Source organism: Agrobacterium sp. Ap1 (genome assembly GCF_017313375.1).
Classification (GTDB): domain Bacteria; phylum Pseudomonadota; class Alphaproteobacteria; order Rhizobiales; family Rhizobiaceae; genus Neorhizobium; species Neorhizobium cellulosilyticum.
Map to the genome: position 1 here is coordinate 56,463 of NZ_JAFLMY010000005.1, position 17,608 is coordinate 74,070.

Below are 17,608 nucleotides of genomic sequence, written 5' to 3' on the forward strand. Positions count from 1 at the left end.
CGGCGATGAAAGTCTGCGAAGACTATCATCGCCGTTTGCAATGAAAACCGAATTACACGTTTTATGCGAAAACAAAGTGTATCGGTCGTGAAGATTTCGTCAGGTCAGGCAGCCTGCATGTTCTTCGTCTTCGCCGGTGCCGGCAGGGCATGCAACTCGGCTGTCACCTTGATGTCGCGCCAGGTAATCAGTTCCAGCGTTCCGTCATGATGTTCGGCAATTGCCGTGCAGCTTTCCACCCAGTCACCGGTATTGACGTAATGGATGCCGTCGATATCGGTCATCACCGCGTGGTGAATATGACCGCAGATGACGCCATCGACCTTGTTGCGCCTTGCCTCGTCGGCGACGACCTTCTGGAACTCACCGATGAAATTGACCGCATGCTTGACCTGCAGCTTCGCCCAGGCAGAAAAAGACCAGTAAGGCATGCCGAGACGACGGCGGGCCGCCGCCAGCACGACGTTGATGGCGATTGCCGCGTCATAGGCCCAGTCGCCCAGATAGGCGAGAAGGCGAGCGTTGCGCACGACCACGTCGAATTCGTCGCCGTGAAGCACGAGATATTTCTTGCCGTCAGCCATTTCGTGGATGGCGCGATCCGCAACTTCGATGCCGCCGAAATGGGTGCCGGGAAAATCCCGCAGGAACTCATCGTGATTGCCGGGGATATAGACGATGCGGGTGCCCTTGCGCGCCTTGCGCAACAACTTCTGAACCACGTCGTTGCAGCCTTGCGGCCAGAACCAGCTGCGCTTCAGTCGCCAGCCGTCGACGATGTCACCGACTAGGAACACCGTATCCGCTTCATGATATTTGAGAAAATCCAGCAGGAGTTCCGTCCGCGCCGCCTTCGAGCCGAGATGCACGTCGGAGATGAACAAGGTTCTGAAATTCCTGGTCTCACCTGTCGCTGTCACGGAAATCGTCCTTTCATAGCCAGCCCCGCCGCCTGAAAACCAGAGTCTTGTTTCAGGATGATGACAGGAGGTCTTTTCGGTGTGACAGCTGCCCTCGCGAATTCCTTACATCGATCAAATTAGCTGCTGTTACGCGGCGCTGTTTGATGTAATGAGGGGCCGCATTCTCCCTATATGGACAGGGAAAACAGACTAAAGCAGGAGCGAGCATGGACGCGCAGGATAAATCAAAGTCGGCCCCACCGAGCAGTGCGGATCTTGACGAACAGGCGCTGTTCTTCCACCGACATCCGCGTCCGGGCAAGCTGGAAATCCAGGCGACCAAGCCGCTCGGAAACCAGCGTGACCTGGCGCTCGCTTATTCTCCGGGTGTTGCAGCCCCTTGCCTCGCAATCCGCGACAATCCGGAAGCCGCTGCCGATTATACGGCGCGCGCCAATCTCGTCGCCGTCATTTCCAACGGCACGGCAGTCCTCGGTCTCGGCAATATCGGCCCGCTTGCATCCAAGCCGGTGATGGAAGGCAAGGCTGTCCTGTTCAAGAAGTTCGCTGGCATCGACGTGTTCGACATCGAGATCGATGCCGCCGGCATCGACGAGATGGTCTCGACCGTCTCTGCGCTCGAGCCGACCTTCGGCGGCATCAACCTTGAAGACATCAAGGCTCCGGAATGTTTCGAAGTCGAGCGCCAGCTGCGCGAGAAGATGAATATCCCGGTCTTCCATGACGACCAGCACGGTACCGCGATCATCGTTGCAGCCGCGATCCTGAATGGCCTGGAGCTGGCCGGCAAGTCGATCACCAACGTCAAGATCGTCACGTCGGGCGCCGGCGCGGCAGCGCTTGCCTGCCTCAATCTCCTCGTATCGCTCGGCGCGAAGAAGGAGAACATCTGGGTCCACGATATCGAAGGCCTCGTCTATGAGGGCCGTACAGAACTGATGGACGAGTGGAAGTCCGTCTACGTGCAGAAGAGCGACAATCGCGTTCTGGCCGACAGCATTGACGGCGCCGACGTCTTCCTCGGCCTCTCTGCTCCGGGTGTCCTGAAGCCGGAACTGCTTGTGCGCATGGCGGAAAAGCCGTTGATCATGGCGCTTGCCAATCCGACACCGGAAATCATGCCGGAACTCGCCCGCCAAGCGCGCCCCGACGCGATGATCTGCACCGGTCGGTCCGACTTCCCGAACCAGGTGAACAACGTTCTCTGTTTCCCGTATATCTTCCGCGGTGCGCTCGATTGCGGCGCGAGCACGATCAACGAGGAAATGAAGATGGCCGCAGTCAAGGCCATCGCAGCGCTTGCCCGTGAAGAAGTATCGGACGTTGCAGCAAAGGCCTATTCCGGCGAGACGCCGATCTTCGGCCCGACCTATCTTATCCCGTCACCCTTCGATCCGCGCCTCATCCTGCGCATTGCCCCGGCAGTGGCGCGTGCCGCTGCCGAAAGCGGTGTTGCTGCCCGTCCGATCCAGGATTTCGAAGCCTATCTCGACCAGCTGAACCGTTTCGTCTGGCGCTCCGGCTTTGTGATGAAGCCGATCTTCGCGACAGCCAAGGCGTCTGAAAAGAAGCGCGTCATCTTTGCCGAAGGCGAAGACGAGCGTGTACTGCGCGCGGCCCAGGTTCTGCTCGAGGAAGAGATTGCCCGCCCAATCCTGATCGGCCGTCCTTCCGTCATCGAAGCGCGTCTGGAACGTTTCGGCATCCGCATCCGCCCCAATGTCGATTTCGGCGTGGTCAATCCGGAAGACGATCCGCGTTACCGCGAATATGTCGAGGATTATTTCGCGCTGGTCGGCCGCAACGGCATCAATCCGGAAGCTGCCCGCACGATCGTGCGCACCAACAACACGGTGATCGGCGCGCTGTCCGTCAAGCGTGGCGAAGCCGATGCGCTGATCTGCGGCGTTGAAGGCCGTTATGATCGCCACCTGCGCGACGTCAACCAGATCATCGGCAAGCGCGCCGGTGCCTGCACCAATGCCGGCCTCAGCCTCCTGATCTCCCAGCGTGGCGCGATGTTCTTCACCGACACGTTCGTGAACTACAATCCGACCGCCGAGGAGATTGCCGAAATCACCATCCTCGCCGCTCAGGAAGTTCGCCGCTTCGGCATCGTGCCGAAGGCCGCGCTGATCTGCCATTCGAATTTCGGTTCCCGCGATTCGGAAAGCGCCCGCAAGATGCGTGCGGCTCTGGAAATCATCCGCAAGGATGCGCCGGAACTCGAAGTCGATGGCGAAATGCAGGGTGGTTCGGCGCTGGACGAGGCGCTGCGCAAGCGCGCCATGCCGAACAGCACACTCACCGGCGAAGCCAATCTTCTGGTCTTCCCGAACCTCGATGCTGCCAGCATTTCACTCGGTCTCGTGCGGACGATGATGGACGGACTGCATGTCGGTCCGATCCTGCTCGGCACAGCCAAACCGGCGCATATCCTGTCGCAGACCGTAACCTCCCGCGGCGTCGTTAACATGGCGGCTCTGGGCGTCGTCGAGGCGTCCCAGGCGGAACCGCTTGCGCTGGTGAAATGACAAGAGATGCGGGAAGCTTCAAGGCAAGCTTCCCGCATGCTCGACATGCCAGGTTGATCCCCGCAGAGCCATGCGACAGGTGAGACATGACATTTTCCAAGCCGCAGATGCTGACATCGCTGATGCTTGCCTCGCTGCTTGCGCCTCAAGCGGCCTTTCCGCGCGATGTCGAGGTCTGCGCCAATCTCTATCGCCGCCTTAACAGCACCCCACAGATCATAGGCACGAGCAGCAATGTGCGTAGCTACGCGCAGGATCTGAGCGCACTCAACGCGGATATCCGGCAACTCAGGATCGACATGCGCAGGCAAGGTTGCGGCAGCGGCAGCATCGTGACGTTGGGAGCGCCTTCCGACGGCGATGATGAATGCGGTTACATGCAGGACACGCTACAACGGCTGGAAGATGAGCGCACGGCAATCACCGAGCAACGCAACAATACCCGCTCGCTACTGCAGCCATCGGAAGAGCGCGTTGCGATCTTGTCGGCGATCCGCTCCAACAATTGCACGCCCACTGACCTCGATACCCAGACGGAACTTGACGATAAAGAACGCCTGCGGATCCGGGGGCTGGCACTGCCAAGGCCGGGAGAGGAGACGCAGACTGGGCCAAAGGTGGACGATCCGAATTCCAGCATCACCCATCTCGGCAGCGCCTCACCTGCGCCAGCGAGAGAAGCACCCGTCCAGTTCCCGCCGGATCGTCCCTATGATCCCGGCAAAAAGATTCGCTCCGTCGGGCCGCAGTTCTTCCCCGAAGAAGACATCGACCTCGCCAATCCAAAATCCAGCGGCCCCCAGCAGCTGCAGCCTTGATTATTTCTGGCCCCAACCGTCCTGAAAGACGAGATCTTCCAGAGGCAGACGCTGGCGCCAGCCCTTTATCGCCAGTTCGGGTTCTCCATACAACTGATCGACATAACCGAGGCACAGCCAGGCTACGATCTCGACGCGGTCCGGAATGCCGAGGAGCGCTCGAACATCTTCATCATGAAAGATACTGACCCAGCCGACGCCGATCCCTTCCGCGCGGGCTGCCAGCCAGAGGTTCTGGATGGCACAGACGGTCGAATAGCTGTCCATGCGGCTGTTGTGTGTACGCCCCAGAACCACCGGACCGGCACGATCCGGATCGCTGGTGACGCAGATCGACAGCGGCGCCTTTCTGATGCCTTCGAGCTTGAGGCTCCTGTAGGTGCTGCGCTTCTCCTCCGGAAACATCGCCTCAGCTTCCCTGTTAGCGCGCGAAAACGCCTCCCAAGCGGACTGGCGAACCGCCTCGTCACGGATGAGGATAAAGTTCCAGGGCTGCATGAAACCAACCGACGGGGCGGCATGGGCGGCATCCAGTAGTCTGCGCAGCACATCATCCGGGATCGTATCGGAGAGAAACTGGTCACGCACGTCGCGGCGGGTTTCGATGGCGCGATAAACGGCGGCACGCTCGTCATCGGTAAAAGCTTCGGCGGCCACGAGGCCATTGTTCAATTCATCAGGTCGCATCGTCTTTCCCCAACAACGCCTGCGGATTGCTGCCACCGTCACGGCGTGGCGCAATCCACTCAACCTGCCCGCCGTCCGCGCGGATCGGTCCATCTCGTCAGGCCGGTCTTCTGACTGGGCTTCATCCGCTCATCGCCGCCTTCCCGGAGAAATCCAGTGGCATGAATACGATAAGCGTCAGCCTCACAGCGTTGGGCACGTGCCGGAATTTCACCGGCTTCCCGATTCTCCCATCAAGGATGGGCACCTGACGGAGGCTCTTATGCTGACTGAACCCGGCCGAAGCAAGGCCGTTCACGCCGCAGGGAAATAACGCACATAGGCGAATTCATCACCCTCCGGTGACCAGTTGGGCGAGTTCATCGTGCCCTGCCCGCCAAAAAGCTCGAACAACGTTTCGACATTGCCGCCATCGGCATCCATAAGCCGAACGCGAACATTCTGATCACGCGGATGATCGAAGACTTCGGCGTCATAGGATACGAAAACGACCTTGTCACCCTTGGGTGACGGATGCGGAAACCAGTCGCCATAGTTACTGTCGGTGATGCGTTCGGCAGCGCCGCCGGTCGCCGGAACACGCCAGATCTGCATCAGCCCTTTGCGGCTGGAGTTGAAATAGATCCAACGACCGTCCGGCGAATAATCCGGCCCGTCATTGCGGCCCTCGCCGAAGGTCAGCCGGGTCTCGTTCTTTCCGTCGATGCCGATCGTATAGATATCGAAGACCTGATCACGGATACCGCAATAAGCGAACGTCTTTCCGTCCGGCGACCAGCCATGCCAGTAGGATGGCAGGTTTTCGGTGACGAGTTTCGGCGTACCGCCTCTGGCCGGCAGGACATAGATCGCCGACTTACCGAACTCGACCTTGTCAGAGATCGCAATCAGCGCGCCGTCTGGCGAGATGCCATGGTCGTTGTTGCAGAGTGTCGCGAAGTCCGTATCGACCCGGATGGGACCGGAATCACCATCCGAAGACAAACGGTAGATCAGGCCATCTGCATTAAGCATCAGATAGTCACCATCCGGCGACCAGTTGGGCGCTTCGAACAATTCCTCCGTCTGCCAGACAACCCAGCTCTGGCGGGTTCGGACATTGTAGATCTCGATGGAGCTTCGCAGTGCCAAGGGCGCCTCCCTCTCAACGATCCCGGAAACGGTTGGTGATCGGGTAACGGCGATCGCGGCCAAAATTCTTCTTGGTGATCTTCACACCCGGAGCCGACTGTCGCCGCTTATACTCAGCGAGATAGAGCAGATGCTCGATGCGGTGGACGGTTGCGACGTCATGGCCGCGGGCCACTATGTCTTCGGTGCCCATTTCCATTTCGACGAGGCATTCGAGGATATCGTCCAGAACCGGATAGGGCGGCAGCGAATCCTGGTCCTTCTGATCCGGCCGAAGCTCGGCGGAAGGCGCCTTGGAAATGATGTTTTTCGGGATCACCTCGCCGGACGGGCCGAGAGCGCCTGCCGGCACATTTTCATTGCGCCATTCGGCCAGCGCATAGACCTGCATCTTGTAGAGGTCCTTGATCGGGTTGAAGCCGCCGTTCATGTCGCCATAAAGCGTCGCGTAGCCGACCGACATTTCCGACTTGTTGCCGGTCGTCACAACCATCGAGCCGAACTTGTTGGAGATCGCCATCAGGATAGTGCCGCGCGTACGGCTCTGCAGGTTCTCTTCGGTAATGCCCTGGTCGGTGCCTTCGAACATGTCGGACAACGATGCCAGGAACCCTTCGACCGGATCGGAAATCGGCACGATATCGTAGCGGCAGCCGAGCGCCTTCGCGCAGTCCGCGGCGTCCTTGAACGAGTCTTCGGACGTGTAGCGATAGGGCAGCATGATGGTGCGCACCCTCTCCTCGCCCAGCGCGTCAACGGCGATCGCGGCGCAGACAGCCGAATCGATGCCACCGGAGAGGCCCAGCACGACCGACTTGAAGCCATTCTTGTTCACGTAGTCGCGGAATCCGAGCAGGCAGGCGTGGTAGTCAGCCTCTTCCTTTTCGGGAATACGGACCATCGGGCCGGGCTGGCAGCGCCAGCCATCCTCTTCACGTCTCCAGTCGGTGACGATAAAGGCTGTCTCGAATTGCGAAAGCTGGAAGGCCAGCGACTTGTCGGCATTGAAGGCGAAGCTTGCGCCGTCGAAGACAAGCTCATCCTGGCCACCGAGCTGGTTTGCAAAGATCAGCGGCAGACCGCTTTCGATGACCTGGCGCAAGGCCACCTGATAACGGACATCCAGCTTGCCGCGATAATAGGGCGAACCGTTCGGCACGAGCAGGATTTCCGCACCACTCTCGGCCAGCGTCTCGCAGACGCCCATGTCGTTCCAGATTTCCTCGCAGATCGGAACGCCGATGCGAATCCCTCTGAAATTGTAGGGGCCTGAAATCGATCCTTCGGTAAAGACGCGCTTTTCGTCGAACTCACCGTAGTTCGGCAGATCGATCTTGTCGCGGATGGCGATGATCTTGCCGGCATCGAGCAGCGCGACGGAATTATGCCGTCCGGTCTCGCCCTGGCGCGGGAAGCCGATCAGTACGCCGGGTCCACCATCCGCGGTTTCCGCCGCCAGCGTCTCCACGGCCTTGAGGCAGGCCTTGAGGAAGGAAGGCTTGAGCACCAGGTCTTCGGGCGGATAGCCAGAAATGAAAAGCTCCGTCAGCATCAGCAGATCGGCACCCTCGCGGGCGGCGTCACGGCGAGCCTCGCGGGCCAGGGCAAGATTGCCGGCGACATCGCCGACCGTCGGATTGAGCTGGGCAACAGCGATACGCAATGTCTTGGGATCGGTCTGGGTCATGACCGAGATTTAATGCGGTGACGCAAATGCCGCAACGGTCTTTGGCGGCAATTTTCCACAAGGATTGCCAGCTCGTACTCGATCATCAAATCCTATTGTCACAACTTCAGGTCACTTTACTATATTCAATGCATCTATTTTAGCGATGCCTTAATTGATGATGCCGATAATCCGACAAAAAAGCTCGGAGGAGACGGATGCGTATCCGGCGGTTCATCACCAACAGTTCAGGTGCGGCGGCGGTCGAATTCGCCATCGTCTCACCTCTTTTCTTTATCGCCCTGCTCAGCATGATCGCCTACGGCATCTACCTGTCCGCTGCCCATTCAGTTCAACAACTGGCGGCAGACGCTGCGCGCACCGCCGTTGCCGGTCTGAGCGATACAGAGCGCAAAACCCTCGCTAGCGATTTTATCAATCGCTCGATGATAGACAGCACGCTGCTCGACAAATCAAAGCTGACACTGATCGCACAGGCCGACCCCGGCAATCCGAACCAGTTCACCGTCGCCCTCACCTATGACGCCAGCAACCTGCCGATTTTCAATCTGTTCACCTATGCGATGCCGAGCAACCAGATAAAACGGTTCGCAACGGTTCGCGTCGGAGGCATCTGATGCAACAGATCAACCGATGGTACCGTGACCGTCGCGGCAACGTCGCTATCACGGCCGCCTTGTCCCTGCCGATCATGATCAGCGCACTGGCACTCGGCGTCGACTATGGCTACCTGACGCTGCAACAGCGCGAGCTGCAGACGACTGCCGACCTTTCGGCAATTTCAGCCGCGGCGAACCCCAGCAGCCCTGAAACCGGGGTCGTGGACTATATGGCCCTCAACAACAAGAACGTCGCCGTCCTGAAGAATGGCCAGTTATTGAATAAAGGTGCACCGGTCGCCTTCAGCCTGGAAACCGTATTCGACAAGTTCGAGGCTTATGCCGAAGTGATCGCCGGAAAATATCAGGCCGATTCCTCCGTTGCCGTCGGCACCCGATTCCAGTCCGGTGTCGCCCCCTATGACGCGGTCCGCGTCACCGTCTATCAGAAGGGGGGCCTCTTCTTTGGCGGTTCACTGGCGAAGGCGCCTATGCTGAACGCCAGCGGAACGGCCGCGATCGACAAGATGGCGGCATTTTCTGTCGGCTCGCGGCTTGCGAGTCTCAATGGCGGCGTGGTCAACGCCTTGCTCGGCAATCTCCTCGGCACCACCTTGTCGTTGTCGGTTATGGACTATCAATCGCTGGCCAGTGCCAATGTCGACCTGCTCAAGGTCTTTGATCAGCTGGCGATCAAGCTGAACCTGACGGCCGGCACCTATAATGATCTGCTCAACACCGACATTTCTTACGGTACCCTTCTGAATGCCATCGGCCAGACGACGGGAGTGACGCCTGCCGTCGCAGCGACCGTCAAGTCGCTGGAGAAGACGCTCGGCACCACCAAACTTACCGTCAAGCTAAAGGACATCATGGATATCGGTCCGCTCGGATCCCGGCTGATCGGCAAGAGCGATGGCCTGGCGGTTCAGACCGACATATTCAACGTTATCAGCGCCACGGCAAACGCCGCAAACGGCGGCACCAACCAGATCGATCTCGATCTCGGCGCTACAATTCCCGGCCTCGGCGGCCTGACCTTGTCGGTTGCGATCGGCGAGCCGCCGGTCGGATCCAAGGCTTTGGGAATAGGCCGGACCGGCTCGATCGTAAGAACTGCCCAGACCCGCATCTCGCTGACGACCACGGTCGACGGCATTACCGGCCTGCTGGGCATCAGGATCAAGGTGCCGCTTTATCTCGAAGTCGCGCATGCGGAAGGTCGCATGGCGTCGATCAGTTGCCCCAGCGGATCGACAGGCGCGACGGTGAATGTCGAGGCGGTTCCCGGAGTGCTGGAACTGTCGCTCGGCGATGTGGACAAATCCGCCTTCGCCAATTTCGGCAAGGACCTGCGAGTGACCAAGACCAAGATGGTTGCTACACCTGCACTAAACCTGACGGCGCTTGCCTATGCCAACGCAACGAATGTCAACGCAACGCAGCTGTCTTTCTCTCCGTCTGACATATCGAGTCAGAAGATAAAACAGGCATCGACGAAAAATACCGTCTCTACGCTTGTGGATTCGTTGCTCAAGAACCTGCAGCTCGAAGTCGAAATCCTGGGACTGAGGGTCGAGGTGCCATCCGCATTGCTCGGTGGCCTCGCAGATACGTTGAGGCTGCTGACCACGCCACTCGATCAGGTTCTTTACAGCGTGTTGTCCACCATCGGCGTCAAGGTCGGGGAAGTCGACGTGCGGGTCGGTGGCGCCTCATGCCGCAACCCGGTCCTCGTCCAGTAGGTCAGTCGCTGAACCTTATCCCAATTCGCTTGCGTCATATTTCGCACGTGCAGCCTTTACGGCAGCGTGGTTTTCTCCGGCCCAGGCGAGCACTTTCGATAAGGGCGCAAACAACGAATGGCCGAGGTCGGTCATGCGATATTCGACGCTCGGCGGTTTGGTCGGAAAAACCTGCCGATCAATATAACCGTCGCGCTGGAGATCGCGTAAAGTCTGTGTCAGCATTCGCTGGGAAATATCCGGCACAAGCCGTCGCAACTCTCCGAACCTGTATGGCCGCTGCGCAAGCGCCTCAAGAAGAAGGGTCGACCACTTGCCGGCAATCTGGTTCATCACGTCGCGAACCGGACAGTTGCCCGCATCCCAGGTGGACATATCACACGGCTCGCCCGCAAGCGTGTTCACTCGTGCTATGTTGTCCATTCTGGTAGTTCCCTTTTGGTAACGATCTCCCGGAAATGTGCCTCCTTTACAGAGGCGCGTCAATTCCTATTCTAGTGCTAGTCTCTTTTTGAGACCAACAATTATGCCGGGATAATCCGGCGGCATTGCAAGAGGAAACGACATGACCAAACTTCTCGTCACCGGCGCCGCAGGCCAGCTCGGCCGCGCAGTCCTCAATCACCTTCTGGAGACATCGAAGGTTTCGCCAGGCGACATTGTCGCAGCAAGCCGCGACACGTCCAAGCTGGCCGATCTTGCCGCCAAGGGCGTCGAAACCCGCAAAGCGGATTTCACCGATGAGGCGGGCCTTGCAGCAGCCTTCGCCGGCATTGATCGCGTCCTGATCATCTCCACCGATGACCTCGCCACCCCGGGTAATCGCCTGAAGCAGCACAAGACGGCAGTCGCCGCCGCCATCAAGGCCGGCGTCAAGCATATCCTCTACACGTCCATGCCGAACCCGGACAAGTCGCTGGTAAGTTTCGCACCCGATCACCTAGGCACCGAAGAAGCCATTAAGGCAACCGGCATTGCCTACACGATCCTGCGCAACGCCTGGTATGACGACAACTATCTGATGTCGATGCCGCACAATCTGGAAACCGGCACCTGGTACACGGCCTATGGCGCAGGCAAGGTCTCCAATATCAGCCGTGACGATTGCGCCCGCGCCGCCGCCGCCGCCCTTGCAAATCCGCCGGCCGGTAGCACCACCCTCACCCTGACAGGATCAGAAAGCCTGAATGCCGAAGAGATCGCGGCGCTCGTCTCCAAGGCCTCTGGCAAGCCGCTCAATATCGTGCATGTGACCGACGAACAACTGGCTGGCGGATTGACCTCGGCCGGCCTGCCTGATTTTCTGGTCAAGATGCTGGTATCTGCCGACGCCAACATCCGGGCCGGAAATTTCGATCTGATAACGAGCGATTTTGAAAAGCTCACGGGCAGCAAGCCGCAGCCTCTCTCCGTTTACCTTGCCAATAACAAGGGTGCGCTTCTGAGCGCACACTGAGCCATAACAAGGGCATAGAAACAGCAACGCCGGCAAGCAATCTCACGCCCTGCCGGTGTTGCGGTATCTACGCCTCCGATCCGCTCAATGAGCAGCGACCGCAAACGTATGATCGGAGACGACTTGATTGCGGCCGGACATTTTTGCCATGAACAGAAACTGTTCCGCCGCATTGAGATAATTATCGAACGTTTCAGGCCCGTAGACTTCGGCAACCCCGACCGAAACGGTGATATTGATCATCTCGCCCTTCCAGCCGATGGGCCGTAGCGACAGCTCGTACCGCAGGCGATCAAACGCCTCCGTCGCCCTATCGGAGTTCAACCCGACGAGAAGAAGGCCGAACTGGTCCTGCCCGAGATGGGCGACGGATATGTCCAGATCAGAGGAGAGCTGGATAAGATTGCTGCCGAATTCCTGAAGCACGTAATCAGCACAATCCGGACCGTGCTGCTCGGAAATCCTGAACAGCCGGTCTATGTCGATGATCGCGATAGAGCACGCCCGCTCCCCATCGATGCAATCGGACACGATCGGCGCCCCCAGCCGATAGAAGTCCTCTATAGACAACATTGTACGACCTGCAGCCACGTTAGGGCTATACGCTCCGTCAATCGCTTCGATGGCGCCTTGCACCGTAAAGCTATTAGGATCTGACCGTTGACGTTTCTGGCTTACAATGTAGGGCATGGGGCACCTGTCTCAGCGTTCAGGCGACATTCTTGATATCGCCGACGCTTCGAGCCGACCGCATCGAACGGATCTGTATGAGCGTGTCGAGGTTCTGGTTGACACGGCAATAGAACTCTTCGTCGATGAACGGTCGCAACATGAAATCGTTGCCGCCAGCTTTCAGGAAGCGGGCGGACAGATGCCGGTCGGAAGACGAGGACACGCCGATGATCCGCAACTCGTGTGAGCCGCGAACCGACCGAATGCGGCGGGTGAGTTCGAAGCCGTCGATATCGGGCATGTTGTAATCGGTGATGACCAGGCCGATATCGCTGTTCTTCTTGAGTATTTCGAGCGCCTTGGCACCGTTTTCGGCTGTGCTGACGCGGAAATTGTACCGCTTCAGACGGCTGGAAAGAAGCGCCCGCGCAGTTGGACTGTCATCGACGATCAAGACATGATGGCGATGATTGGTAAGGAACCTGCATACGGACTCGGCCAGCATCTCGACGGCGAACACGTTGTCCTTGAGAATGTAGTCGACAATGTCCTTTGTGAGCAGCTTGTCGCGCGTTTCCTGATGAAACGTACCGGTAAATACGATCGTCGGAATAGATAGATCGATCAGGTATTCCAGCGCCTCTCCGTTTTCCGCTCCGGGCAGATTGATATTGGAGATCGCGAGCATGATCGGATCGGTCGACCGATCATATGCGAGCTGAAGATCCTCGAAATTACGACATATCTCGATGTCGATGTCGAACAGCTCCTTGAGCCGCATGCCGATCATCGATGTGAAGACATTGGAGTCCTCGGCCAGAAGAATGCGGGATTTACCAAGCGATTCACCGGAATACTGCATCCCGGAAATACCAAGGAATGTCATTGTCGACCCTTACAAAATAAAATCATGCCCCTAAACACGGTTTTATTCGGCGTGATTTGCAGAACGGTTAACTCGCCGGCTCAATTCAAAACAAATCGAGCCGGGAGAACGATCTCGTTATCAATTAGGTCAATGAATCATGGCGATGTATGCTTAACCGGAAGAAAAGCCGTTGGTTAAAGCAAACTCTCGTTACGCTCCGCCTCGTACGTCAGGCTCTTCCGGAAGAATAGGAAGACCGCGGTGATAGACGACTTCCGACCGAGGGAACGGTATCTCCACGCCCTGCTCGCGGAAGCGTTTTAATATCTCGATACGTATATCGTTGCGAATACGCAGCCCTTCGGACATGTCGGCCAGATGGAAGCGCAGTTCGAAATCCAGCGACGATCCGCCAAATGCCAGAAACTCGACATGCGGCCCAGGATTCCGAAGGATCTCCGGCACTTCCGAAACGATATCCAGCAGAATCGCCATCACCTTTTCCGGGTCGCTTTCGTAGCTGGTCGAAACCTTGATTTCGGATCTTTGTATCCGGTTCTTCAGCGTCCAGTTGCCCACGGCCGCATTGATGAGGTCGGAATTCGGAACGATGATCGCCTGCTGGCGAAACGTCTCGATTTCCGTGGCACGAACGGAAATTCGTTTCACGATGCCTTCCGTTGTTCCCGTCACGACATGGTCACCGACCTTGAAAGGTCGTTCGACCAGCAGGATCAGGCCGGACACGAAGTTCGACACGATGTTCTGCAAGCCGAAACCGATACCGACCGAAAGCGCCGAAGCAACGAGAGCGAGGTTTGAAAGGTTGATACCGGCCGCCGAAACGCCGACGATTACCGCGAGCCCGACACCCAGATAACCGATACCCGTCTTTACCGAGTTCCGTACGCCTATATCGACATGGCTGCGGGCAAGAACGTTTCCGTCGATCCACTTCTGCGCCCAACGGGTAAGGATGTAGCCCAGCGCAAACAGAAGCAAGCCGCCGAATATGCCGACGATCGAAATCGAGATGCTGCCGATCCGGAATTCCGTGAAGAAGCTGACGACCCAGGACTCGATATCCGTGATCTGGAAACCCCAGGTAATCAGGATCAGCGGAATGCCGAGCGCCAACGCGATGGCGTAGATTCCGAGACCGACCAGCAGCCCCGCCTGGTCAAGCCCGACGTCGCCGAAGCGATGCCGCTCCACCAGCCGCCGTCCAAGGGCAGTATCATTGAATGCGCCGCGCTTCGAAATCGCCTTGCCTGACAGGAGACCGATATAGATGAGCGCAAGCACCGCCCCGGTTAGAACGATCTGCGTTGAGGCGAAGCGCGCAAGCCCGACATATCCCGCAATCACGCATAGCAGCAGCAGCCCGCCCATGACACGCAAGGTGACCGAGAAATAACGAGGCCAGGGACGCCCCTGCCCCGTAGCATCCTCACCCTCGGCCATGACCGGGCGGATGAACGATATTGCGATAAGAATGAAACCGATAACGACCGAGGCGATCAGGCTTTTTGCGATCGTCAGCACCAGCGGCGAACCGAGCGCCACGCTGACGGCACCCAACAGGTAATCCAGTCCGTTTGTCACCGCCATGGCGATGATCGCCAGACTGAGCAGGCGCGCGCCCCTGTCCGTGATCCTGACCAGCCTCCAGCCAGTCTCGTGCGGAGCAAGCGCCGCATAGGTCAGCTTCCAGACGAAATGCACGAACCAGATAAAGCCGAAGAATGTCGCGATCATGGGCGCCACATCCGGGCGCAGCACGTTGAATCCTTCAAGGAAAAGATAGGAGGTTACCAGAAATGCCGCGAAGGTGATGCTGTGCATGACCGTCGACCAAAACGTATAGGAAAGGCGCTTGATATAAGCGGGGTTATCGCTGTTGCTGCGCTGAAGAAAACGGCCGAAGAGCCGATATCCGCCAGCGAGGAAAAGGAACGCCGCTCCGACGGAGAGGGCAATCGCACCAAGCAGCGAAAACGCCTTGAACCTGAAGACGAAACTTCCCCAGCTTCCGATCGTCGAATAAAAATTTCTCATTTCGGTGACGAACGCATTGCCCGCATCGACAAAAACGTCGGGCGTCAACTCCGTATGCCGGAATAATGTCTGCGCAAATAGCGTTCGGCGCAGGTTGGTGATCATGTTGGCGAGTTGCGTCGCGCTGTTTGACAGGCTGCCCGCATCATCGACGATCAGGTTGAGCTGAGACCGCTCGTTCTCCAGTTTGCTTCTCTCCTCCGCGACTGCCGGCGCTTCTGCCGGCTGACCCGCGGCAGGCGGCTCCCCGAGGCTGGTGAGGCGGCCCTGGATCTGTTCGACGCGCACCTTCATCGCATCCGAAGCGACGCGCATCTCCTCGACGATCGCTTCCGCCTTCACTCTTATGTCCGCAAGCTTTGCATCGTCATCCGGCGTGCTTTGCACGCTTTCGCGAAACGCGTTGAGCTGCTGCCTCAAGCCATCCAGCTTGTCCTTCATCTCGATATTGATGGAGTCCCTCGTGACATCGGTCGGCGTGGACTGATCCCCTTGGGCCTGCACCGATGACTGCGCCTCAGGCGAAGACTGAGCCACTGCATTGTGAACAGAGATCGAAGAAACGGCGAGCAACAGGGTCAGGACAATCGGCAGGCGCCCGTGGCGGCGATCAAAAGCTGTGCCGAAAAGGCGTCCGAGGAAAAAGGATGGGGTCACTGGTCTCTCGTCTTGCTAACCGAATCGGCTGGCAAAATAGGGGCTGTTCAAGGCGAAGAAAAGGAATGTTGCCTTTCTAAAAAAACGAACGGGAACTCTGGAACATTTTGGCGCGTTACCTGCCGCACCCCAAGGACAGGATTAGGAAAGGGTAAGGACATGGAAGACGCAGGTATCGGCTGGATCGCAGCCATCATCATCGGCGGCATCGCCGGCTGGCTCGCCGAAAAATTCATGAAGAGCGACATGGGCATCTTCATGAACATCATACTGGGCATCGTTGGTGCAATTGTTGCGAACGCCATCCTTGGCGTCTTCGGCGTCGTCCTGGGCGGCTGGATCGGATATCTGATCGCCGGCTTTATCGGCGCCTGCATACTGATCGCCATCGCCCGCGTCTTCAGACGCTGAGAAGCGCGATCACGATGTCGGCCGGCATTGACCGTCCGACAGAGGCCTTTCAGGCCGCAAGCGCGATTTTCAACGCATCGTGACCCAGTATCTCGGCGAGAACCTCGACCACGAGATTATGATCCTCCCGTTGCGGCAAGCCCGAGACAGTTACCGCGCCAATACAACCGGTACCGGCAACGGTAATCGGAAAACTCCCCCCATGGGCGGCATAATCCGCATCTGAGAGACTGAACTTGTCTTCCAGGGTCGCACCCTGCAGCTCGAGCTTGCGTCCGACAGAGTAGCTCGAACGGAGAAAATGCAACGCGACATTTCGCTTGCGGCGTATCCAGCGCGCATTGTCGGCAGTCGATCCCGCCAGGGCGCTGTAAAAAAGGGGCATGGCATGCAGCGTAACGTCGATCGCAACCGGCAGAGCACGTTCGCTTGCGACACGCCTCAACCGCTCCCCAAGACTCCAGCCGGCATCACAATCGAACCTGTCGAACACCAGCAGTCTTTCCTGCTCGGCGATTGCCTTTATGTCGTTTTCCAATGACATTTCTTTCCCTCCCTGACCTGCCTGATAATTAAGGTCGAATAGCGCTCTGGTGCAGAGCTAATCGCCTATCGGCCCGCTCTTACGGGAAACGAAGGCCGCGAGTTCGTCGATAGCAAAACCGATCCGTTCCAACAGCGCCGAGGAGACGATCTCATGACCGGAAAAATCCCGTTTGGATGCATAGATCGCCGTCGGGATCGTATGCGCCATGAAAAATCCGAACAACGGGCGCAGTTGATGTTCGACCATCAGTGCATGCCGCTCACCGCCACCCGTGGCAGCAATGAGAACAGGCTTGCCGCGCAATTGCTCGGGATCGATCAGATCTATGAAATGTTTGAACATCCCGGGATAGCTGCCCTTGTATGTCGGCGAACCGATGACAAGCAGGTCAGACTCGACGACCGCCTTCAGAACATCCGCGGCATCTGCGTCGAGATCATTCTGTGATTTAGCCAGACCCAGCGTATCCCCGACATCCGTAAGATCGAAGACGGATCTGGTGAGGTTGTACCGATCGCAAGCAAGGTCGGCGATATACTCCACAAGTGCAGATGTCTTGGACGGCCGACCGTAACTTCCCGAGAACCCAACAAGTTTCAACTGCGTCATTCAATTATCCAGTTACAAATCTCCGCAAGGACAGGACATATCACCCGACCTACCCTTTCAACAACCATCCGCAAGAGTCAGATGCTGTTGTGGCCCTGACACCTCGTCGCCGGGATGAAGGAACCGGAAAAATTGACTTAATCGGGAGGGCTTTGGGACAAAATTATAATCGCGGGTGGCAGGCAGCAAGCCACTGGAGTTGATGT

The 17,608-nt window shown here is 58.0% G+C and carries 16 protein-coding genes and 1 riboswitch; of the genes, 6 read left to right on the plus strand and 10 right to left on the minus strand.

What is annotated here, in order from left to right:
• Positions 1–104: 104 nt before the first annotated feature.
• Complete coding sequence (locus JZX87_RS11745) at positions 105–926, minus strand: UDP-2,3-diacylglucosamine diphosphatase (RefSeq protein ID WP_502711317.1); 822 nt, start codon at positions 924–926, stop codon at positions 105–107.
• Between the two features lie 203 nt (positions 927–1,129).
• Between JZX87_RS11745 and JZX87_RS11750 the strand changes: the two genes are divergently transcribed.
• Positions 1,130–3,457: an NADP-dependent malic enzyme gene (locus tag JZX87_RS11750; protein ID WP_206825669.1), complete on the plus strand. Its 2,328-nt coding sequence runs from the start codon at positions 1,130–1,132 to the stop codon at positions 3,455–3,457.
• A gap of 86 nt (positions 3,458–3,543) precedes the next feature.
• Complete coding sequence (locus tag JZX87_RS11755; RefSeq protein ID WP_206825671.1) at positions 3,544–4,275, plus strand: hypothetical protein; 732 nt, start codon at positions 3,544–3,546, stop codon at positions 4,273–4,275.
• On the opposite strand, the gene bluB is transcribed toward JZX87_RS11755, so the two are convergent.
• The 3 genes from bluB to JZX87_RS11770 all read right to left on the minus strand — a co-directional run bounded on the left by bluB (position 4,276) and on the right by JZX87_RS11770 (position 7,780).
• Positions 4,276–4,962, minus strand: a complete 687-nt coding sequence (gene bluB / locus JZX87_RS11760; protein ID WP_206825673.1) for a 5,6-dimethylbenzimidazole synthase — start codon at positions 4,960–4,962, stop codon at positions 4,276–4,278. It lies immediately after the preceding gene.
• Between the two features lie 83 nt (positions 4,963–5,045).
• Positions 5,046–5,228, minus strand: a riboswitch (cobalamin riboswitch).
• Between the two features lie 28 nt (positions 5,229–5,256).
• The gene (locus JZX87_RS11765; RefSeq protein ID WP_206826111.1) at positions 5,257–6,087 is read right to left on the minus strand and encodes a TolB family protein; all 831 of its coding nucleotides are present in this window, start codon (positions 6,085–6,087) and stop codon (positions 5,257–5,259) included.
• Between the two features lie 19 nt (positions 6,088–6,106).
• Positions 6,107–7,780: an NAD+ synthase gene (locus tag JZX87_RS11770; RefSeq protein WP_206825675.1), complete on the minus strand. Its 1,674-nt coding sequence runs from the start codon at positions 7,778–7,780 to the stop codon at positions 6,107–6,109.
• A gap of 197 nt (positions 7,781–7,977) precedes the next feature.
• Here JZX87_RS11770 and JZX87_RS11775 point away from each other — a divergent pair, with 197 nt between their 5' ends.
• Complete coding sequence (locus JZX87_RS11775) at positions 7,978–8,397, plus strand: TadE/TadG family type IV pilus assembly protein (protein ID WP_206825677.1); 420 nt, start codon at positions 7,978–7,980, stop codon at positions 8,395–8,397.
• Positions 8,397–10,124, plus strand: coding sequence for a pilus assembly protein TadG-related protein (locus JZX87_RS11780; RefSeq protein ID WP_206825678.1), 1,728 nt, complete (start codon positions 8,397–8,399; stop codon positions 10,122–10,124). The genes JZX87_RS11775 and JZX87_RS11780 overlap by 1 nt, the downstream gene beginning before the upstream one ends.
• 15 nt (positions 10,125–10,139) lie before the next feature.
• On the opposite strand, the gene JZX87_RS11785 is transcribed toward JZX87_RS11780, so the two are convergent.
• Positions 10,140–10,547 carry a winged helix-turn-helix transcriptional regulator gene (locus tag JZX87_RS11785; RefSeq protein ID WP_148144319.1) on the minus strand — a complete coding sequence of 136 codons (408 nt, stop codon included), beginning with the start codon at positions 10,545–10,547 and terminating at the stop codon, positions 10,140–10,142.
• Between the two features lie 142 nt (positions 10,548–10,689).
• On the opposite strand from JZX87_RS11785, the gene JZX87_RS11790 reads away from it, so the two are divergent.
• On the plus strand, positions 10,690–11,580 hold the full coding sequence (locus JZX87_RS11790) for an SDR family oxidoreductase (RefSeq protein ID WP_206825679.1): 891 nt from the start codon (positions 10,690–10,692) through the stop codon (positions 11,578–11,580).
• An 84-nt stretch (positions 11,581–11,664) separates the two neighbouring features.
• Here the strand turns inward: JZX87_RS11790 and JZX87_RS11795 are convergent, their stop codons facing one another.
• From JZX87_RS11795 to JZX87_RS11805, 3 genes are all read right to left on the minus strand, one after another.
• On the minus strand, positions 11,665–12,270 hold the full coding sequence (locus tag JZX87_RS11795) for a GGDEF domain-containing protein (RefSeq protein WP_502711314.1): 606 nt from the start codon (positions 12,268–12,270) through the stop codon (positions 11,665–11,667).
• Positions 12,271–12,289: 19 nt separating this feature from the next.
• Positions 12,290–13,138: a response regulator gene (locus tag JZX87_RS11800; protein WP_148144316.1), complete on the minus strand. Its 849-nt coding sequence runs from the start codon at positions 13,136–13,138 to the stop codon at positions 12,290–12,292.
• Positions 13,139–13,330: 192 nt separating this feature from the next.
• On the minus strand, positions 13,331–15,835 hold the full coding sequence (locus JZX87_RS11805; RefSeq protein ID WP_353654186.1) for a mechanosensitive ion channel domain-containing protein: 2,505 nt from the start codon (positions 15,833–15,835) through the stop codon (positions 13,331–13,333).
• 159 nt (positions 15,836–15,994) lie between these two features.
• On the opposite strand from JZX87_RS11805, the gene JZX87_RS11810 reads away from it, so the two are divergent.
• Positions 15,995–16,246, plus strand: coding sequence for a GlsB/YeaQ/YmgE family stress response membrane protein (locus JZX87_RS11810; protein WP_183989347.1), 252 nt, complete (start codon positions 15,995–15,997; stop codon positions 16,244–16,246).
• Positions 16,247–16,295: 49 nt separating this feature from the next.
• Here JZX87_RS11810 and JZX87_RS11815 read toward each other — a convergent pair whose 3' ends face one another.
• Positions 16,296–16,790 carry a heme-degrading domain-containing protein gene (locus JZX87_RS11815; protein WP_206825681.1) on the minus strand — a complete coding sequence of 165 codons (495 nt, stop codon included), beginning with the start codon at positions 16,788–16,790 and terminating at the stop codon, positions 16,296–16,298.
• 57 nt (positions 16,791–16,847) lie between these two features.
• Positions 16,848–17,402 (minus strand): FMN reductase, encoded by a 555-nt coding sequence (gene msuE / locus JZX87_RS11820; RefSeq protein WP_206825682.1) that lies wholly within the window; start codon positions 17,400–17,402, stop codon positions 16,848–16,850.
• Positions 17,403–17,608: the final 206 nt, after the last annotated feature.

Excerpts from the sequence above, each read along its gene's own strand:
- JZX87_RS11800 (WP_148144316.1), bottom strand. The coding sequence starts at position 13,138 with ATGACATTCCTTGGTATTTCCGGGATGCAGTATTCCGGTGAATCGCTT.
- JZX87_RS11770 (WP_206825675.1), bottom strand. The coding sequence starts at position 7,780 with ATGACCCAGACCGATCCCAAGACATTGCGTATCGCTGTTGCCCAGCTC.
- JZX87_RS11810 (WP_183989347.1), top strand. The coding sequence starts at position 15,995 with ATGGAAGACGCAGGTATCGGCTGGATCGCAGCCATCATCATCGGCGGC.
- bluB (WP_206825673.1), bottom strand. The coding sequence starts at position 4,962 with ATGCGACCTGATGAATTGAACAATGGCCTCGTGGCCGCCGAAGCTTTT.
- msuE (WP_206825682.1), bottom strand. The coding sequence starts at position 17,402 with ATGACGCAGTTGAAACTTGTTGGGTTCTCGGGAAGTTACGGTCGGCCG.
- JZX87_RS11785 (WP_148144319.1), bottom strand. The coding sequence starts at position 10,547 with ATGGACAACATAGCACGAGTGAACACGCTTGCGGGCGAGCCGTGTGAT.
- JZX87_RS11755 (WP_206825671.1), top strand. The coding sequence starts at position 3,544 with ATGACATTTTCCAAGCCGCAGATGCTGACATCGCTGATGCTTGCCTCG.
- JZX87_RS11775 (WP_206825677.1), top strand. The coding sequence starts at position 7,978 with ATGCGTATCCGGCGGTTCATCACCAACAGTTCAGGTGCGGCGGCGGTC.
- JZX87_RS11780 (WP_206825678.1), top strand. The coding sequence starts at position 8,397 with ATGCAACAGATCAACCGATGGTACCGTGACCGTCGCGGCAACGTCGCT.
- JZX87_RS11795 (WP_502711314.1), bottom strand. The coding sequence starts at position 12,270 with ATGCCCTACATTGTAAGCCAGAAACGTCAACGGTCAGATCCTAATAGC.
- JZX87_RS11815 (WP_206825681.1), bottom strand. The coding sequence starts at position 16,790 with ATGTCATTGGAAAACGACATAAAGGCAATCGCCGAGCAGGAAAGACTG.
- JZX87_RS11790 (WP_206825679.1), top strand. The coding sequence starts at position 10,690 with ATGACCAAACTTCTCGTCACCGGCGCCGCAGGCCAGCTCGGCCGCGCA.
- JZX87_RS11750 (WP_206825669.1), top strand. The coding sequence starts at position 1,130 with ATGGACGCGCAGGATAAATCAAAGTCGGCCCCACCGAGCAGTGCGGAT.